The organism is Paenibacillus sp. FSL R5-0345 (genome assembly GCF_000758585.1).
In the GTDB taxonomy this organism is placed as follows: domain Bacteria; phylum Bacillota; class Bacilli; order Paenibacillales; family Paenibacillaceae; genus Paenibacillus_AQ.
Genome location: NZ_CP009281.1, coordinates 2,314,904 through 2,332,584, shown reverse-complemented (window position 1 = coordinate 2,332,584; position 17,681 = coordinate 2,314,904). Strand labels below are relative to the sequence as shown.

The following is a 17,681-nucleotide window of genomic DNA, read 5'->3' as shown; positions in this document are numbered from 1 at the left end:
TTATCCACCTATACATCCCATAAAAATCGTTGGAATGGAGTAAATTTCCGGAAACTAGGACAACTAGATTATTCTATCACAAGAGGGTTCTACTTCATACGATTTATTTTAATTTCAATGAAAAATTCCACTCCCTTTCTGCAGTTCCGCATAAGTACGTTCAGTCTCAGTGGCATCTTTGGCGTTGTAGAGCACATACACCTCTGGTAATTTGATCACAATATACGGCGGAGAATTTTTAACAAGATATGCTTTACTCTTTCCGTACTCCTCAAACTTAAAGTTTCCAATAGCTACCGTATCCGTCGCTACGCCATTTGTTCTTCGGCCTCCTGAAGGGTAACTGTCCACAAGCTTAAGCTCTTGCACATCTTTCATAGCGAAGCTGTAGTTGTACATCGGATATTTAATCGAAACGGTACCCTTTCCATCTGCAGTTAATGTAGGTGTTGAGAAATCAGCCTGGACGCCCATCCACCCCGTCCCGATCAACAGCAATGCAACGAATACAAAGAGGCCGTAATATATACTCTTACCCGTTTTTGTCCCAATATTAATCGTAGTACCAATCCCAAGACGCTTCGGAACCATAACAGAACGATCATTGGGGTTATTATACGTTGTCCCATTGATCCAATATTCATCATCATCCGTATAAAGAATTTCATGTTCTCCTTTAAGGAGCGTTGTTTCAAATTGCTTCAATTTATAATGGACGTAAAAGATCCCTAGGACCGGAACAACAGAGACAAAGAAGATGCCCAGACTCCATACTATAGTTGAAGCTGTCCCATTTAAGGAGAGGGCATATACCGTAATTACGGCGATGCAGCTATTGATTATAGCCATGCCAAACCAGAGCAGGGACCAATATCTACGATTAGTCTGATTAAGCAGGATATTAGTCTCGCTGTTGTCCGTGTACACTTTAGGCTTCATTCGATTAAAGGATACTGCAATAACAAAGAAAAACACAGTCAACCCTAATGCTGTGCCACCAGCCATTCGAAGAATTTCAATACTTCCCTTCGGAACCGGAATCGTAAAAGATAACGCAGCAATCAGGGTAGGAATTATGTACCAGTATAAAGAAAGGCCCATTTTCTTTTTTAGCAGGGATAGCTTAGTATCTATTCTAACCATTCGCTTCTCTCCCACGAACCACTCATTCTCCCGCTTCAACTGTGTAGCCGCACGATGTGCTTTTATGAAGGGAATTCGAAGCAGAAGCACCATTGCACACGTCCAAACATAAAAAAAGATCAGTGAAAGAGATATATAGGAGCTTAAAAATAAGATAGGAATCAAGAGTAAAATTAATAAGAATCCATACTTTTTGTACATCTCCCCAGTTGAGATTCGCAGTTCGCGCAGACGTTCATCCTCAAGAGCATAACACGGAAAACTAACCCCAAACCACAGATTGTCCTTAGGCTTCAAGGTGCTCATAAACGTCAGAAGCATAATCACAAAAATAAACACAGCTATAAAAAAGAAGAAAATAGCCATCTGAGCGTCCCCCTATTCCGTGATGGATGTAGACTTAAACGATACCGATGAAAAGATTCCGGCACACATTTGCATAAACTCCTCCCGTCCAATCCCTTTTACACTAGCCTCCGAGATGACTAAGCGAAGTTCATTTTCCAGCTTCTCCTTAAACTCTGGATGTCCATTCCCTATAGGAGCAACTGTTGCACCATGCCTGCGATCTATAGATATGAAGCCTTCATTCTTCAAAATTGCGTATGCTTTGTTCACGGTCATTGCATTTATACCTAAATCTTCAGCCATTTGCCGCACTGTCGGTAATTTCTCCCCATCCGCCAGTTCACCTGAGCCTATCCCAATCACGATTTCATTTCGGAGTTGTACATAGATTGGCGTATCACTTTTAAAATCAAGCGTAATGATCATTTTATCCTTCCATTCAAAAAAAGTATTATTTGTATTAGTTATACTAATACAAATAATACTTAATGTCAAAATCCCCTATTTAATTCGTATGGATTTGAACAGCATAAGCCTCTGCATCCCACTCCACTTTAGCGCCTAACATTTCACTGATTAGTCTTAATGGGACATACACACTATCATTAATAAAGACCGGCTTTTGATCTGTGGCTATTACTTTTCCATTTACAGTCGTTTGTCCACTTATCGAATTTAAGATTATCGTAGTAGATGTAGATTCCTTCACGGCAATCACTGATCTCGATGGGACGTCCCAACGTACATTCACGCCCATTTGCTGAAATATTCCTCTTAGCGGAACGTACGTAGAATTGTTGAGCAGTAATGGAGGCATGGTCAACTCCATTTCATTATTGTTCAACTGCACCTGAATCGATTTCTTCACGGGCTGAGGCGTGTCAATCATAAAATCTCTAACCCCCAACCCAGTCTGTCCAAATTCATTCGTTCCCCATGCAAGAACATGACCGTCTTTTAAAAGTACATAATGATTTCTGTTCCCGCTGGTAATCGAAACTGCATTTTGAATACCACTAATCTGCTTAACATTCATCTTATTTTTATCGCCAACTGTCCACTGCCATACGGTCCCATCAGCTTTCACCGCGGAGCCCGTTGTCATCGATATGACATCCGTGAGTCCTGGAATCTGAACCGGCTGTAAAGTTTCACCCGGATTCATATCTGTGTAATTATTCCATAACCAAACGGTGCCATCCCATCTCAAAGCTGCTCCACCCCACCCATTCGTATAAACAGCTCTATACTCCCCGCCGCCTTTAAGCAGGGTAGGCTTTAGAACCGCATCCTTTTTATTGCCTCTAATTTTAGACGATCCCCACACCCACACTTCTCCACCGTTACCAAGCGCCACTGAATTATTTGATCCCGCAGCGATAGATAAAATGGAGGGTAACCCTTTCACTTGCATCGGTGTTAGCCCGTTTTTCCCCGAATTGTCGCCAAGTTCTCCTTGCTCATTGCCTCCCCATGCCCAGACCGTTCCGTCTTTTCGAAGCGCTAAGCTAAATGAATCACCCGCTGAAACAGAGGTCACATCGGTTAGCCCTTGCACTTGAACGGGATCAACAGTAACCGTCAACGACTGCGTTCCAGTGCCAAGTTGTCCATGTTCATTCCCTCCCACAGCCCACACGGTTCCATCATCTTTCAATATCAAATTATGACGGTAGCCACCTGAAACTTGCTTTACATGATCGATATGCATTTTGACTGGAGTATACGCCGGCGTCGTTGCCCCATTACCAATAGATCCGTATCCACCACCCCAAGCCCAGGCCGTTCCATCTGCTGTGATGGCATAAGCACTTCTATCCCCCGCATCCAGCCCTGTGATACCTGACAATAACTTCTTTTCATCCGGGAAATTCACTGTACTATCCGCTGCTACCACTAATGGAGAGAGCATAATCAAGCTTATAACAGTCCCAATAACAGTTTTACATATCATTCTTACTCGCACTTTAGAGATCAAACCTTTTTTGGACACTTGCGATCACTCCTTTTTAATAAGAATAGATAATCTAACAACTCACGGCCCCGTTCCAAGTTCTCCAATCTTCCAGCCGTTAGCATGCTTGGTCAACACTGCGAAGCGTGTCTCCTGACCATCTGGGGTATCGAACACAGGATTTAGCGATTTCATGTACAGATCGACCACAACATTTATCGTAGTACGATCACCGATGTCTTTAATTTCTGAACCAGAATCATAATCCATCACTTTATAAGCGTTAGGTTTAGCCTCTACGATACTTTCACTGAGTGCATTTTCACCACCAAAACCCGAATTATAGAGATGATGTGCTTGACGGTTAACCGTCAATGCCGTGAGTAAGGCATTAGGATTCAAACATGCACGAGCACGGGTATGATTACCCTCCTGAATCGCTTAAAAAAAAGCATCCAGCAGTTCGAAATGTCCTAATGAGGCCAAGTCTCCGTTCTCTCCTGCATCAGCAAACAGCCCCTCTCTCTCCGTCCACTCATCAAATGTAAGACCCGTTATATCTGTAAGACTACGCTTCTTAATGGAAGGACCGACGCTTTGAACATTAAATTCAAGCCAAGCCCCAACGGTATTTCCTGATTGTACTAACAGAATCAGATTGGAAGGATATGAAAATCCGCTTTGTCCCTCCGAACCAGGTAGCCCGTCGACTAAAGAATACCGCCATGCTTCAACATCACTGCCCTTCAGTGTAGTCAAATCAAAACCGGCATCTTTAGAGAACACGTTAGCTAATCGCCAGTAAAGTCCCTCTGGATACTCCCCTAGCTTCACCTCCCAATCCTGTGGTACATCCACCAAGAATTTATCGGGTTGGCTCTGAACTTTATAATCCAATGTTTGTAAAAAAACCTCGGGCTTCCAAATGGAAGACTGAATCGTCGGCGAAGCCTTCTTCCCTCCATTACATCCCGTATTTAAAAACAGAAGTAAGCAGGTCAGTACAATCATAATAAACTGACGCCGAGCCATGGATAATCCTCCTCTACATTCACTCCCTCTTATTTAGACTGTGGAATATTATGTAAAGTTGCGAGAAACTGTAATTTTTTAAATCAATTTATACACATTTAACCTGTAGTTTAGGATTGAAGCTGATTTTAACTGTTTATATGGCATAAATCGCTTGTTGCTGCGCTCTAGGTCTCTCGTCCGTCTTTTGACACACGAAAACTTCAAGAGCATAATAAGCATCGGCATATTGCAACGGATTCCCACAACATACAGGGTTATGCAGAATTTTAGTGTGTTTTGCACCAGAGAGGATGATAACGAATGAAAAAAGATTTTCAAATAAAAAATAAGCCCTTTCTAATCTTTAGCTTCATCCTGCTCTTAAAATGCGCAGTGGCCTGGTTCGTGGTTTTTAGTGACGGCCCTAATTGGAGCATGCTGCTCACAGAGATCCCGTTCTTCTTTATCGTCTTTGGACTCATTGAGTGGATGGCTTCCAAACGGAAGTTTCTGTATTACATGATTGCGAACTTATTAATTTCAGTGATTTATTTTGCCGTCCTGATGTATTACAAGTATTACGGTGTAATTGCTACTTACCATGCTTTGGAACAAGCAGATAAGGTAACCAAGGTCGGAGAAAGCACGTACTCCTTGCTGGATCCTTACTATTTGTTCATTTTTGTGGATATTGTAGTCTTCATGTTCTTTATGTTCCGTCCGAAATATATTGCGATCTGGAAAGAAAGAGGCATGAACCGGCGCATGAACCGAACCGCTTTACTTGGGATCATTAGCGTTTCTCTTGCAATCTGTGTCTTTAATGTTTGGCCGAATCACGCAAGTATGAACGAGAATAAAAAGGCAGAGAGTATGGGGATTCTCAATTACGAGGTATATACCATTTTTGCCGACACCACGGAAAAGCAAGAAATGATCGACAGTAAAGAAATTACGCAGCAGTCTGTGGACGCTACAAAGGGAATTACGGAGCCAGTCTCTCCAAAGTATTGGGCAGCGGCTCAAGGTAAGAATCTCATTGTAGTGCAAATGGAATCTTTTCAGAATTTCCTGCTTGGTTTAAGCATTGACGGACAGGAAGTAACTCCAAATCTAAATAAGCTTATAGCAAGTGAACATTATTTCAATAACTTCTATACGAATGCGGGGCAAGGAACAACATCGGATGCAGAGTTTGTAGTGAACACCTCTCTATATGTTCCTCATCACGAAGTAGCCACTTCCTCCAACTATATGACTAAGGAACTTCCTAGCTTGCCCAAGCTGATGAAAGCGAATGGATATAATACAGCCACCTTTCACACCAACAGCGTAGAATTCTGGAATCGCAAAACCTTATACAAGGTGCTGGGCTTTGATAAATACTACGATCAGTCCTTCTATGGAGATGATGATCATATCGCATTTGGTTCTTCCGATGAGGTGCTGTATGCCAAGACAGTTCCTGAATTAGTTAAAATGGATGCTGAAGACGATCCTTTTTACGCGATGGTTATCTCTATGAGTGCTCATCACCCTTATAAAATGCCAGAATCTAAATTTAAAATGACGCTGCCTAAAAGGTACGAAGGAACCTTGGTCGGCGACTATATTTTAGCCCAAAATTATGCGGATTACGCCATGGGACAATTTCTAGACGAACTGAAGTCCAGCGGGTTATGGAACGATAGCGTGATTGTCTTCTACGGAGATCATCAAGGTGTGTCCCTGTATTCCCTTGACGGCAATGAGAAATCATTAATGGAGGAAATGGTCGGACACGAGTATGGATATACCGATATGTTCAACGTTCCTTTTATTGTTCATGCTCCAGGCATTGACCAGCCTACTGTGTACACACAGACAGGAGGTCAGATTGACATCTTACCAACTGTAGCTAATCTGTTAGGGATTTCTATGAAGGACCAGCTCCACTTCGGAGAAGATCTGATGAATCAACAAACCAATCTGCTACCTGTTAGACATTTTCTTCCTACTGGTTCTTTTATTAATGACACAAGCTTGTACTTGACTGGTGTCGATTACAATGATGGAAATAACTATAATCTAATCGATGGCTCTGAAACTGAGGGCGGTTCGACACAAGCGCAATTTGATGCTGTTCAGCGGCTCCTGAATATGTCTAATAGTTATATTTTGCAACGGCCGGATTTATCTACTACGGATGATGCCGAACAAAGCAAATAATTGATATCCCAGAAAAAGAATGCCCTTCAGCCATTGGCCGAGGGGCATTCTTGTGTTTATTAAAGTAATTAAACCGTTGTTGCAGGCACACTCTCACGAACATCCTCTTGCTCTACAGGTGCGCTAACCAGCATATACACACGAGATTCGTAAGGGCGTAATGCCACTGTCTCAATTTTCTCAGCAGGGTCAACTTCATAGTTATTCAACAGCAACTCACTGGAGTCAAATTCCAAGTCAAACGGAAGGTCGAACAGTGTTTCCTCTGAAGACAGGTTTGACATGACCAGCAATTTCTCATTGCCAAGTGTACGAGTATAAGCATAGATTCGTTCATCTTCAGGCAGGATCAAATCATAGGTTCCATAAACGGTAATAGGATTAGCGGCCCGAAGTGCGATTAGCTTTTTATAATGATGATAGATGGAATCAGGGTCCTGCTTCGCACGCTCCACATTGATCTCCGTGAAATTAGGATTGACCTTCATCCAAGGCTTGCCGCTACTGAAACCAGCGTTCTCAGAGTCATCCCATTGCATAGGCGTTCTAGAATTGTCGCGACCGTTCTTCCAGATAACCTCCATGACTTCTTCATGTGATTTTCCGGCTTCTGTCTCTAAACGATACAGGTTCTTCATCGCCACATCATCGTAATCATCCATCGAATCAAATCTTACATTGGTCATCCCAATTTCTTGACCCTGATAAATAAACGGTGTTCCTTGCATTAAGAAATACATCGTAGCCAGTGATTTAGCTGACTCTTTCCAGTACTGGCCATCATTACCCCAAGTTGAAACCGAACGCGGCTGATCGTGATTTTCGATAAAGAGAGCATTCCAGCCTTTACCTTCAAGACCTTTTTGCCAACGGGAAAGTGCTGATTTCAGCTGCAGAACATCCAAGCCACCCGTAACACTCTTATTCCAAAGGGCTAAATGCTCGAATTGAAAAATCATATTGAATTTGCCCTGCTCCTCGCCTACCCACATTTCCGCTTGATCGACACTAACACCACTCGCTTCACCAACGGTCATAATGTCATAACGATCAAATGTTTCCTGTTTCAGCTCCTGAAGAAAATCGTGAATTCCTTCCCGATTCATATGACCCGCGCCGGATGAAACGAATGGAAGATGATCTGGATTTGGCAGATCAGGAAGACCTGGGATTTTCTTAATATGTGAAATAGCATCCACTCGGAAGCCGTCGATCCCTTTATCTAGCCACCAATTGACCATACCGTACAATTCCTGACGTACTTCAGGATTCTCCCAGTTGAGGTCAGGCTGTCTTTTGGAGAATACATGCATGAAATATTGCTCTGTAGCAGGGTCGAACTCCCAGACCGAACCGCTAAAAATACTCTCCCAGTTATTCGGTTCCTTTCCGTCCTTAGGATCTCTCCAAATATAATAATCACGTTTAGCATTATCCATGCTTGAACGTGCTTCAACAAACCAAGGGTGTTCGTCTGAAGTATGGTTAATGACAAGATCCAAAATCAGCTTCATACCCCGTGCATGAACCTCGCTTAATAGCTGATCGAAATCAGCCATACTGCCGAACTCCGCCATAATATCCTGGTAATCTGAAATATCATATCCATTATCATCGTTCGGGGATTTATAAATAGGACAGATCCAAATGACATTGATGCCGAGGTCCTGTAAATAATCAAGTTTTGAGATGACTCCCTGCAGATCTCCAACACCATCGCCATTGCTGTCCATAAAGCTCCGTGGGTAAATTTGATACGCTGTGGCTTCTTTCCACCATGTTCTGTTCAATGTATGCAGCTCCTTCGTATTCATATACCCTCTCAGGAAAATATTTTCCTATTTAATTCACGAATTAGTGATTTTCATAATAAAACTTAAGATTATCGACTAAAAAACTATCTATTTAGGGTTTATTCAAGGAAATTATTTTCCTATGCGATCATTATAGGATCTTTTATTTTCCTGGTCAATAACAATCTTTTGGATTCTTGGAGCTATCCATGATATGCTTGCGATATATTCTAGAACGAATACAAGCTTGGAAAGTTATGGTGATATTCTTGAAGGTAAAAATTAAAGATATAGCCAAAATGGCTGACGTTTCAATAGCTACCGTATCAAGGGTTGTCAACAACAGCAAACCGGTAAACGAGGAAGTTCGTAAGCGTGTATTGGAAGCCATGAAACAAATGAATTACCGTCCTAATGTCATCGGTTCAGATGCAGGTAGATCGGATACACCTCTGATAGGTGTCATTATTCCGCAGAACAGTAATACCGTGCTTGACGATTTCAATATTGGCATACGTGATCTCGCCGAGCTATATGGTTATGATGTTTTGGTCGGATTAACAGACGGAAGTGTGAATAGTGAACTTCATTATTTGAACTTATTCCACCATATGGGGACTGAGGGTTATATATATGTAGGCTCGGTTCCGAGCAAGGAGCACTTGGAGATTATCCAAAAATCCGGGTCACCTTGCGTGTTAGTTGGAGAAAAATCTCAGATTGATTCGATCCCTTCTGTCCATCTGGATAATGTTACCGCTTCCTATGAAGCCGTTACTTATCTGATTCAGAAAGGACATAGAAGTATTGGCATGATCCGGGTATCTGGAGATAACGCAGTAGGTGGCGATCGATATCGCGGCTATCAACAAGCGCTTATGGATGCAGGTATTTCCTTAAGAGAAGAATGGGTAGTAGAAAGTGGAATGGCCGTAGAAGATGGAAGCGACGCAATGCGCCGGATCAAGGATAGCGGAGAACTGCCTACTGCGGTTTTTTGCTCCACAGATTGGATGGCTGTTGGAGCGATGAATTTCCTGATCGATAACGGTATACGGGTGCCAGAGGATGTTGCGGTTTTTGGATTCGATAATAGCTTTATCGCTTCTGTCGTTCGGCCCAAGCTGTCCTCAGTGGAATACTCTGGAACGGAGATTGGAATGACCGCTACTCGAACCTTAATCAAGCTGATTAAAGGGGAGACTGGTATTCAGCATCATGCCAATGTGGCTCATTATTTGGCGATTCGGGAAAGTACGGGTTAGGGAAAACTTCCCCTAACCCTATTTTTAAATCTGATAATGGTTATTGTGTAAATCCTACTCGAGCACGTTCTCGTCCTTTAGTATCCAGTGTGATAGAACAGATGGAAGTAATGGGAATATACAGTTCTTCGAATTCTGTCCGATATTTGATAAACTTCTCACTCACCGTTTCCAAAATACCTTTTCTAGCGTTAGAGCCATCTACAAAATAAATGGTTACCTCTTTGCCCTGCAAAGCTTCCAGCATAACCCGCTTCACTCCTTCAACTTACAGATTTGTGATGACTTTGTCGATAATCCCGTACTCTACCGCTTCATCAGCTGTCATGAAATAATCCCGGTCCATATCTTGTAGTACCTTTTCCACCGTCTGCCCGGTTCGGTCCGCTGTAATTTGCACAAGCACTTCCCTTAGCTTCAAGATACGTTTAGCTCTGATCGCAATATCACTAGCCTGACCCTGCGCTCCGCCATGCGGCTGATGTATCATGATCTCACTGTTTGGCAGCGCATAACGTTTACCTTTGGCCCCGGCTAACAATAGAAGTGAACCAAAGGAAGCCGCCATCCCTGTGCAAATCGTATTCACCTGCGGTTTAATAAGCTGCATCGTATCATAAATACTGAATCCTGCTGTTATGGAGCCCCCTGGACTATTGATATACATGTGTATATCTTTATCTGGATCCTCTGCCGATAAGAACAATAGCTGGGCAACTACACTATTCGCCAATTGATCCTCAATCTCTGCCCCTACAAACACAATCCGGTCTTTTAGCAGCCGTGAATAAATATCGTAAGATCTCTCTCCTTGATTCGTTTGTTCAATGACATAAGGAATGTACGCCATGTGTATGCGACCTCCATCCGTTAATTTTATTTGAAATCTACCCTGTAAACGGATTAGTCTTTGGATAGGATACGTTCAGAGAACAAAATATTATTTTTATTATTGCGTATCTTAATTTAGCGCTCATTCGTTTATTATTAGAAGTAACCGAAATCACTTTACCGGAAAAGGGGTTATGCAGTGTGATCAGCCTTGAGGAGCTTAGCACCGGCCATGAACCGGATGAGAATCATACCATGTCTTTGCAAATGGCGCTGAAGCGGTATTGCCTTGCACTGACACAATCCCCATGGGAAGCCGAAGATTTGGCTCAGGATACTTGGGTCAAAGCACTGGGCTATTTGAAGACTTCCGAACATACGAAGCTGAAGAGCGAAATGAACGATACGAATGAAAATAACCCAACCCATCAAATGAGCGATACAAATCAAATGAACGATACAAGTCAAATGAACAACAATACAGATCATACAATTCGTACAAATTTCAGCCCGCTAACGAATCACCCGAATCCCGAGGCATTGCTTCTGCGGATTGCCAGAAATACCTGGATAGATATTACACGGCGTAAAGCCACGTTATCGCGGTTACTGGAAATGGATCAACCTAAGACTGAAGAAGCAGCAGGTTATGGCTCATTAGAGATTGAGGCTGCTTTTCAAGCCTTGCAGAAGCATTTGTCTCCCCTACAGCAAGCGGTGTTCCTGCTCCGCGATGTATTCGAGTACTCCGGTATTGAAGCCGCCGAGATGCTCGACACCACAGAAGGAGCTGTCAAAGCTGCTCTACATCGAGCCCGGCAAGCCCTTTCTGCCGTAAGGCAAGAGCTTCTTCAAGCCGACGGTCCCTCTTTACCGCAGGACACGGAATTACAAATTGCTCTGAATCACCTTGCTTCTGCCTATGAACAAGGGAAAATTACCGAGCTTATCGCATTAGTCCTCGCGGATGAAAACCAGGAAGCTGTATTGTCAGTGTCTAGCCAAAGCTTACAGAGCTTCCAAAGCGTTCAACCTTTCCAGTCTGGTGGATTCAGCTCCACAGGTTGGAATTATGCCGAGCCTGGAATGCGAATGGTGGCTTAGTCTTTTGTAACGCTATCTCGTGATGCCACAGTAGCTTAGCTTAATATGATACGTTATGTTATAACCGAACAAATATTAGTTTTGGAAAGTGTGCGTTTGGTGTGTAGAAATAGGTTAGTTGGGTTAGTTGGGTTAGTTGGGTTAGTTGGGTTAGTTGGGTGAGTTGGGTGAGTTGAGTAAGTTAGATGAGTTTAGCTATCCTTTAGCTTTGAGCTAGTGATGTTGTAAAATGTGCAACAGAATCCAAGAAATCAAAGCTAAAAAACGAATCTACTGCAGGATCTGCAATAGATTCTTTATAAAAGTAGCTTTTAAGGCAATTTCTCATCTTTTGATTGTACAAAGTGCAATAGAATCAGATTCTATTCTATATCGTTGAAATTCTATTGCACAAAGTACAATCAAACCAATAGAATTCCCTTACATATCTTTATGCGTAACGATTTCAAGCACAATCCCCAGCATTCAAACGACAATCTTCATTTAAACTTACAAATAAACATTAGTTGGTGAGGAGTGAAATTATGAGGAAGATTCTTATTTTAGGCGGCACGCGCTTTTTTGGAAAAAGATTAGTTGAACGGTTGCTACAGGATTCCGCAAATGACGTAACCATACTGACACGCGGAGAAACTAGCGATTCCTTTGGAGATCGCGTTCACCGGATCCATGCGGACCGTTTCCAACCTAACGAGCTCGCACAGGCGGTAGGAGATTCATTGTGGGATGTCGTGTTCGATAATATTTGTTATTCACCGGATGAAGCAGATCAGGCACGCCGGATTTTTGATGGCAAAACAAAACGGTACATTCTCACCTCAAGTCTATCCGTGTATGATTTCAGCGAAGAGGCCCTGACCGAGGAGATTTTTGATCCTGAAACATACCCTATACACTACGGAGGCCGGAATGATTTCACCTATCAAGAGGGAAAAAGACTGGCAGAAGCCGTCTTCATGCAGCAGGCTAGCTTCCCAGTCGCTGCGGTTCGCTTTCCAATTGTGCTGGGAATAGATGATTATACGCGAAGACTTCATTTTCATATCGAGCATGTCCGTAACGGGCTACCTATCGGCATACCGAATCCTGAAGCGCATATCTCCTTTATTCGTTCGGATGAAGCTGCTGATTTCCTATATTGGTTAGGCTGCTGTTCTACTGTGACAGGACCGATCAATGCTTGCTCAGACGGTACGGTTAGAGTTAAGGATGTTATCATAATGATTGAAAAAGAAACAGACAAGCAAGCCATTATCCTTAACCAAACCGATGACGAGCATATGTCGCCATTCGGAATTGAACACTCCTGGTTTATGGATACGACAAAAGCCCAGTCCGCGGGCTACAAGTTTCTCCTTCTAAATGACTGGCTTCCAGAACTAGTTAGCTCCCTGAACAAAACTGACGTGGAATAACGCACATCCTATACAAGCCCCCATCACTCATTCATCGATGTGATTCATCTATGCGATAAGAGCTACCCCTAAGTAGATATTTTCTACGAAGTTGGTAGCTTTTTCACTTTATAAAACCTCGGCGAGCATTTCAGATAACTGCACTCTATACAACTAAACCACACTAACGAAGCTTATGTTTGACTTTAGTTGTATTCAGTGCAATTAAAAACTAGCTAAACACCACTAACAGTCTATCCCAGAGAAAATAACTGCACTAAGTACATCTAAACACTCTATAAGGAAAACACATCCTTTAATAGTTGCATTAAATACACTTAACGTGCAAAAGGTAGTTAGAAGGAACTCCCTCTAAACTACCTTTTTACGTTACAGAATTAGTGTGAATCAAGTCGCTCCCAATAGACGAGCAGTCAATCAACCCCTCCCCTAAGCGGAGATTGTCAAATAGGACTGCTCCGCAGGCGCAGGCGTTTCATCGCCAGTTGAGTCACTGTCATCTCCAGCGATAATCTCGTCTACTATATCCGAATTAATCTTGAAGACGTTAATTTCCTTGAATAATTTTTGTGAAATCTCATTAATCTCAACCGCTTGGCGGGCAATATCGTGAATTGCATTATCCTGTTGCACGCTAGAGGCATTCACTTCCTGAACCCCTGCCGCAGTTTCCTCAGCAATAGCCGCCACATTATGAACAGACTCCGCAAGTCTACGATTCATGGTCTGTGTCATATCTACCTTGTCATGGATTTGCCCAATCTGCTTACTAATCTCAATAATTGATTGATCTATCGCTTCAAAAGATGACAACGTTTCGGCCACTTTTTGATCCTGTTCTTCAAGGTTTCCTTTGGTCTCCAGCATATATTGCTGGAATTCATCCATCCCGGCTTGTAGTTCGTTAATAATCTGGCTGATATGTACGGAGGACTCTTTGGTCTGATCCGATAATTGTCTCACTTCATCAGCTATGACAGCAAAGCCCTTCCCATAAGCTCCCGCCCTTGCCGCTTCAATCGCTGCATTTAAAGAGAGAATATTAGTCTGGTTAGAAATGTTTGTAATCGATTTAGTTATTCTAGAGATATCCTTCGATTGGTCGCTCAATTTGGTCAGTGCGAGATACACCTTATTCACGGACTCACGTGAATGCTCCGATACCTCGCGCAAAGCGATGACGGACTCGGAACCTTTTCGAGTATTGTGATTAGCCGTTTGACTGGTCGATAGCATAACCTCGGTATACTCGGTAATTTCATGAACTTCCCGTTCCAATTCCTGAATCAAGCCTGCACTCTGCTCAGATTGTCCGGCTTGCTGCTCAGCGCCTACAGAGATTTCCTGTATTGTGCTTACGATTTCTTGATTCGTATGAGCGGTAATCGAAGAAGATTGTTGAAAAGAGTGCGAATAAGTCGCGAGCGAAGAAGCAACAGATTGGGTATGTTGAAGCATCTCTCTTACCCGCAAAACCATATGGTCAAAATGATGACTCAGACTTCCTAACTCATCGTTATATGGCGAATTAATCTGCTGCCGTAAATCTCCCTCAGCAATTTTTCGTAGAGCCGCTTGCAGCTTATTTATAGGGTTCAAGAAGGAACGTATAAGCATAACAGCAATAATAATTGTGAAAATAAATACTAGTATTGCTGCATAGGTTCCCATAGAACTGGTCAGATTTAATAAATCAAAAGAATAATCTTGAGCCTTCTCTGCGTTCTCTGCTGCTGCGGTATATAGTTTCTCATTGGTCTCCAGCATAGCCTTATTCATAGCCAATGCCTTCGTATGTAATTCATCTATTCGTTCCAAAACAGCCATAGGATCAAGCTGCTCGTCCTTTATAGTATTTACTAATCCGTCAAAATAACCTGTATATCCTCCAACTTGATTATGTAATTGTTCTAACTCCTTAGACGCTGGAGAATCTGCCTCAAACTTCACTTTGCCCAATTCTTCCATTAGCTTTGTCTGTTTATCCTTAAATGGTTGAGTAAACTCCAAATCGCTAGAACCCGCTAGAGAGGTCTCCACACCGTTCATTTCTTGAAGCAGTTGAGTAATAGTGGATACTGTAATTCTTTTTTCCATCTCCATTTTTTGCGTTTCCATAGAGATTTCTACTTGATTGATTTTATAGTTCTGGTATAGCGCTACCCCTAGAAAGAATAGTACCACGGCAGAAAAACTCAAGATCAACTTCCACTTCATTGATAGATGCATAGACCTAGCCTTCAACATTATCATCCTCCGTATAAAGCCTCATATAGCAATAGGTACTTTTTACTAATATCTAAATTGTAGAAGCTGTACATTAAATACCGGGCACAGTTTTGTATGAGAATTGTAAATTATGTCGAATACACGGGCTATAACTCCCCTATTGCAATTGACGTAACGTTAAGTGCTAAAATATTTCCATAGGGCGCCTAATCAATCTATAGAACGGGAGTTGTCTATGAGTGGATTTGTGACTATTGATAAGCTTTCTACGCAAATCGGACTGACGAGTCGGACGTTGCGTCACTGGGAAGCGCAAGGATTGTTTGAAAGTCACCGAGAGGCTAGCTCGGGTTGGAGAATTTATGATGAGCACGCAATACTCGCTATTCGAATCACCGCATTTTTAAGAAAACTTGATATTAGTATTAAGGATATCGGTACCGTCCTACAGAGCATGTCCGTTCAGTCCTTATATGAAATACTCCTGCAGCAATCTGCTTCAATTCATAAGGAGAAATCTGATCTCACACAAAAAGATCGTGAAATCCGCTTCTTCCTACAACTAATATCCGCACGTATGGAGGAACCCATAACTAACCATTTGTTATTAGCGTTGAACGAAGAGTCATCCAATTCATTAGATGTTACGAATGAGAATGAGGAGGTTCTATCTATGACAACGATTAAACACTCTCCACCTATCCATGTAAGATTCATTACACTTCCGCCTATGAGATTTGCCTATAATATTGCAGTCAGCACATCTCCAGAGGATGAAGCAATGGCTCCTGTTACGGAATGGTTAGAGGCTAACCATCTCTTGGGGACAGCACGTCTATTTGGTGGGAATACAAATCCGCATCCAAGTGGTGAGAATAATCCTTATGGCTATGGATTTTGTGCCTCCATTCCTGAAAATGTAGAAATACCAAGCCAGCTTAAAGAGATGCGGTTCGATGGCGGTCTCTATGCAATGACGGAAAGCAGCGATGATATCTACGGCTCATGGCAAGCATTAATGAGTTATTTGGATAATAACTTGGATTATCAGGCTGACCACGATTCAAGATTATGTCTTGAGGAGCATATCCGTAACGATAGTCCCAAAGGCAGCGGAAGTCAGTATGTATTAAATCTGCTGGAACCTGTAAAAAAGAGATCATAGAACTGTCTATCTATTAAGACCTTCTCTTAGAAGGTTATAGAACAAAATGCTCTCCCCTGCCCATCATGGCAGTTGGAGAGCATTTTGTTTGTTATCAAGAAACTAGAGTGTCGCTTAAGATTGACCCAGCTTTGCGTAAAGGTGATGTTAATATTCTCTATGCAGTAGCTGGAGTAATCTTTACAAAGATAAATCGTGTAAGCGGCCCGATTAGTAAGATTTGCAGTGGAAGTGCAACAATGAAATTCTTACCGATCGCAGACAGATAAGCCATCGGTAGTTCTGAGGAGAACCCTACATGAAGAACTGCACCATAGAAGGACATAAACAACACCATTCCGGTCACCATAAAAAAGGATATAAACATAATTTTTTTGATCATCGGATCATTCTCTTTAACCAGCTTATGCGCAATCCCCTTCGCAACCTTACCTACAACAAATACATCCAGAATTAAGGCAACCAGAAACGCTGGTACGTAGCCGATGACTACATCTTTAACTACCGTATCCGACCAGCCCTCCATCAGCACTACATTGTAAATGCTCATCCCCAGCACCATCAATGCACACATGATAGAAGTAAATAATAATGCTTCTTTTTTGTTTCTTCCCATCTTCAAGCTCCTTTTATCTCTATATTGTCAACTTGGATTACAATACCACAGCAATTTGAAAATAGTCAACCAAGTTGACAATAAACTCAAATGACTTATACTTGGATAAACGAGCTATGATTTAGGAGTGTTCATATGGATAACCATCTACAAGAAATGAACCTAATTGATTTACTTAGTGAGAAGCATTTAGTCTTACGTAAAATAGTGACCGACCAAGATCCGGATCAAATCAACAAGACTGAATCTCATATCCTGGCGGTTCTTGAGGCACATCAAATGCTCTCGATCTCAGAAATCAGTAGAATTATTAATATTTCCAGGCAGGGTACACATAAAAGCATTAAAGGACTATTATCACGTAACTACGTAGAGGCTGTTGAAGTCGAAGGAAATCAGCGTGACAAAAACATCATTCTTACCCAGAAGGGAGTCGCATGCAATCAAAGAATGATGGTCACCAAAATTGAATTAGAGCAAAAAATTGCCAACAAGCTTGGAGCAGCTAACGTAGAGCTTCTCAAAGCTTTGCTAAAAGAAGAATGGCTCTAATCTCCAGCTAAAAAAGACGCAGAGTTCTCCACCCTGCGTCTATA

16 protein-coding genes are annotated in these 17,681 nt (G+C 42.2%); 6 read left to right on the top strand and 10 right to left on the bottom strand.

The features are described from left to right. Positions 1–114: 114 nt before the first annotated feature. The 5 genes from R50345_RS09965 to R50345_RS09945 all read right to left on the bottom strand — a co-directional run bounded on the left by R50345_RS09965 (position 115) and on the right by R50345_RS09945 (position 4,477). Positions 115–1,509, bottom strand: a complete 1,395-nt coding sequence (locus R50345_RS09965) for a DUF5808 domain-containing protein (RefSeq protein WP_042126165.1) — start codon at positions 1,507–1,509, stop codon at positions 115–117. A gap of 12 nt (positions 1,510–1,521) precedes the next feature. After that, a complete protein-coding gene (locus tag R50345_RS09960) occupies positions 1,522–1,917 on the bottom strand; it encodes a GntR family transcriptional regulator (RefSeq protein WP_042126163.1) in 396 nt (131 codons plus the stop codon). A gap of 79 nt (positions 1,918–1,996) precedes the next feature. Next, the gene (locus R50345_RS30250; RefSeq protein WP_052414548.1) at positions 1,997–3,484 is read right to left on the bottom strand and encodes an RCC1 domain-containing protein; all 1,488 of its coding nucleotides are present in this window, start codon (positions 3,482–3,484) and stop codon (positions 1,997–1,999) included. A 42-nt stretch (positions 3,485–3,526) separates the two neighbouring features. After that, complete coding sequence (locus tag R50345_RS09950; protein WP_042126161.1) at positions 3,527–3,847, bottom strand: hypothetical protein; 321 nt, start codon at positions 3,845–3,847, stop codon at positions 3,527–3,529. 39 nt (positions 3,848–3,886) lie between these two features. After that, on the bottom strand, positions 3,887–4,477 hold the full coding sequence (locus tag R50345_RS09945) for a DUF4830 domain-containing protein (protein ID WP_042126159.1): 591 nt from the start codon (positions 4,475–4,477) through the stop codon (positions 3,887–3,889). 303 nt (positions 4,478–4,780) lie between these two features. On the opposite strand from R50345_RS09945, the gene R50345_RS09940 reads away from it, so the two are divergent. Continuing rightward, a complete protein-coding gene (locus tag R50345_RS09940; protein WP_042126157.1) occupies positions 4,781–6,667 on the top strand; it encodes an LTA synthase family protein in 1,887 nt (628 codons plus the stop codon). Between the two features lie 68 nt (positions 6,668–6,735). Here the strand turns inward: R50345_RS09940 and R50345_RS09935 are convergent, their stop codons facing one another. Next, complete coding sequence (locus tag R50345_RS09935; protein ID WP_042132034.1) at positions 6,736–8,457, bottom strand: glycoside hydrolase family 13 protein; 1,722 nt, start codon at positions 8,455–8,457, stop codon at positions 6,736–6,738. A 260-nt stretch (positions 8,458–8,717) separates the two neighbouring features. Here R50345_RS09935 and R50345_RS09930 point away from each other — a divergent pair, with 260 nt between their 5' ends. Continuing rightward, positions 8,718–9,725, top strand: a complete 1,008-nt coding sequence (locus tag R50345_RS09930) for a LacI family DNA-binding transcriptional regulator (protein ID WP_231574123.1) — start codon at positions 8,718–8,720, stop codon at positions 9,723–9,725. A 40-nt stretch (positions 9,726–9,765) separates the two neighbouring features. Here the strand turns inward: R50345_RS09930 and R50345_RS09925 are convergent, their stop codons facing one another. Both R50345_RS09925 and clpP read right to left on the bottom strand, forming a co-directional pair. Then, entirely contained in the window at positions 9,766–9,972 is a 207-nt protein-coding gene (locus R50345_RS09925; protein WP_042126156.1) for a hypothetical protein, read from the bottom strand. 21 nt (positions 9,973–9,993) lie between these two features. Further along, positions 9,994–10,575: an ATP-dependent Clp endopeptidase proteolytic subunit ClpP gene (gene clpP, locus R50345_RS09920; protein ID WP_042126154.1), complete on the bottom strand. Its 582-nt coding sequence runs from the start codon at positions 10,573–10,575 to the stop codon at positions 9,994–9,996. 236 nt (positions 10,576–10,811) lie between these two features. Between clpP and R50345_RS30245 the strand changes: the two genes are divergently transcribed. Together R50345_RS30245 and R50345_RS09910 are read left to right on the top strand one after the other, a co-directional pair. Then, a complete protein-coding gene (locus R50345_RS30245; RefSeq protein WP_231574256.1) occupies positions 10,812–11,660 on the top strand; it encodes an RNA polymerase sigma factor in 849 nt (282 codons plus the stop codon). Positions 11,661–12,184: 524 nt separating this feature from the next. Continuing rightward, positions 12,185–13,075 carry an NAD-dependent epimerase/dehydratase family protein gene (locus R50345_RS09910; RefSeq protein WP_042126152.1) on the top strand — a complete coding sequence of 297 codons (891 nt, stop codon included), beginning with the start codon at positions 12,185–12,187 and terminating at the stop codon, positions 13,073–13,075. Positions 13,076–13,504: 429 nt separating this feature from the next. On the opposite strand, the gene R50345_RS09905 is transcribed toward R50345_RS09910, so the two are convergent. Further along, the gene (locus R50345_RS09905) at positions 13,505–15,322 is read right to left on the bottom strand and encodes a methyl-accepting chemotaxis protein (RefSeq protein ID WP_042126150.1); all 1,818 of its coding nucleotides are present in this window, start codon (positions 15,320–15,322) and stop codon (positions 13,505–13,507) included. A 217-nt stretch (positions 15,323–15,539) separates the two neighbouring features. On the opposite strand from R50345_RS09905, the gene R50345_RS09900 reads away from it, so the two are divergent. Beyond that, complete coding sequence (locus R50345_RS09900; RefSeq protein ID WP_042126148.1) at positions 15,540–16,469, top strand: MerR family transcriptional regulator; 930 nt, start codon at positions 15,540–15,542, stop codon at positions 16,467–16,469. A 157-nt stretch (positions 16,470–16,626) separates the two neighbouring features. Here R50345_RS09900 and R50345_RS09895 read toward each other — a convergent pair whose 3' ends face one another. Continuing rightward, positions 16,627–17,085, bottom strand: a complete 459-nt coding sequence (locus R50345_RS09895) for a DUF2798 domain-containing protein (protein ID WP_042126146.1) — start codon at positions 17,083–17,085, stop codon at positions 16,627–16,629. 135 nt (positions 17,086–17,220) lie between these two features. Here R50345_RS09895 and R50345_RS09890 point away from each other — a divergent pair, with 135 nt between their 5' ends. After that, complete coding sequence (locus R50345_RS09890) at positions 17,221–17,637, top strand: MarR family winged helix-turn-helix transcriptional regulator (RefSeq protein ID WP_042126144.1); 417 nt, start codon at positions 17,221–17,223, stop codon at positions 17,635–17,637. The last annotated feature ends 44 nt before the right edge of the window (positions 17,638–17,681 follow it).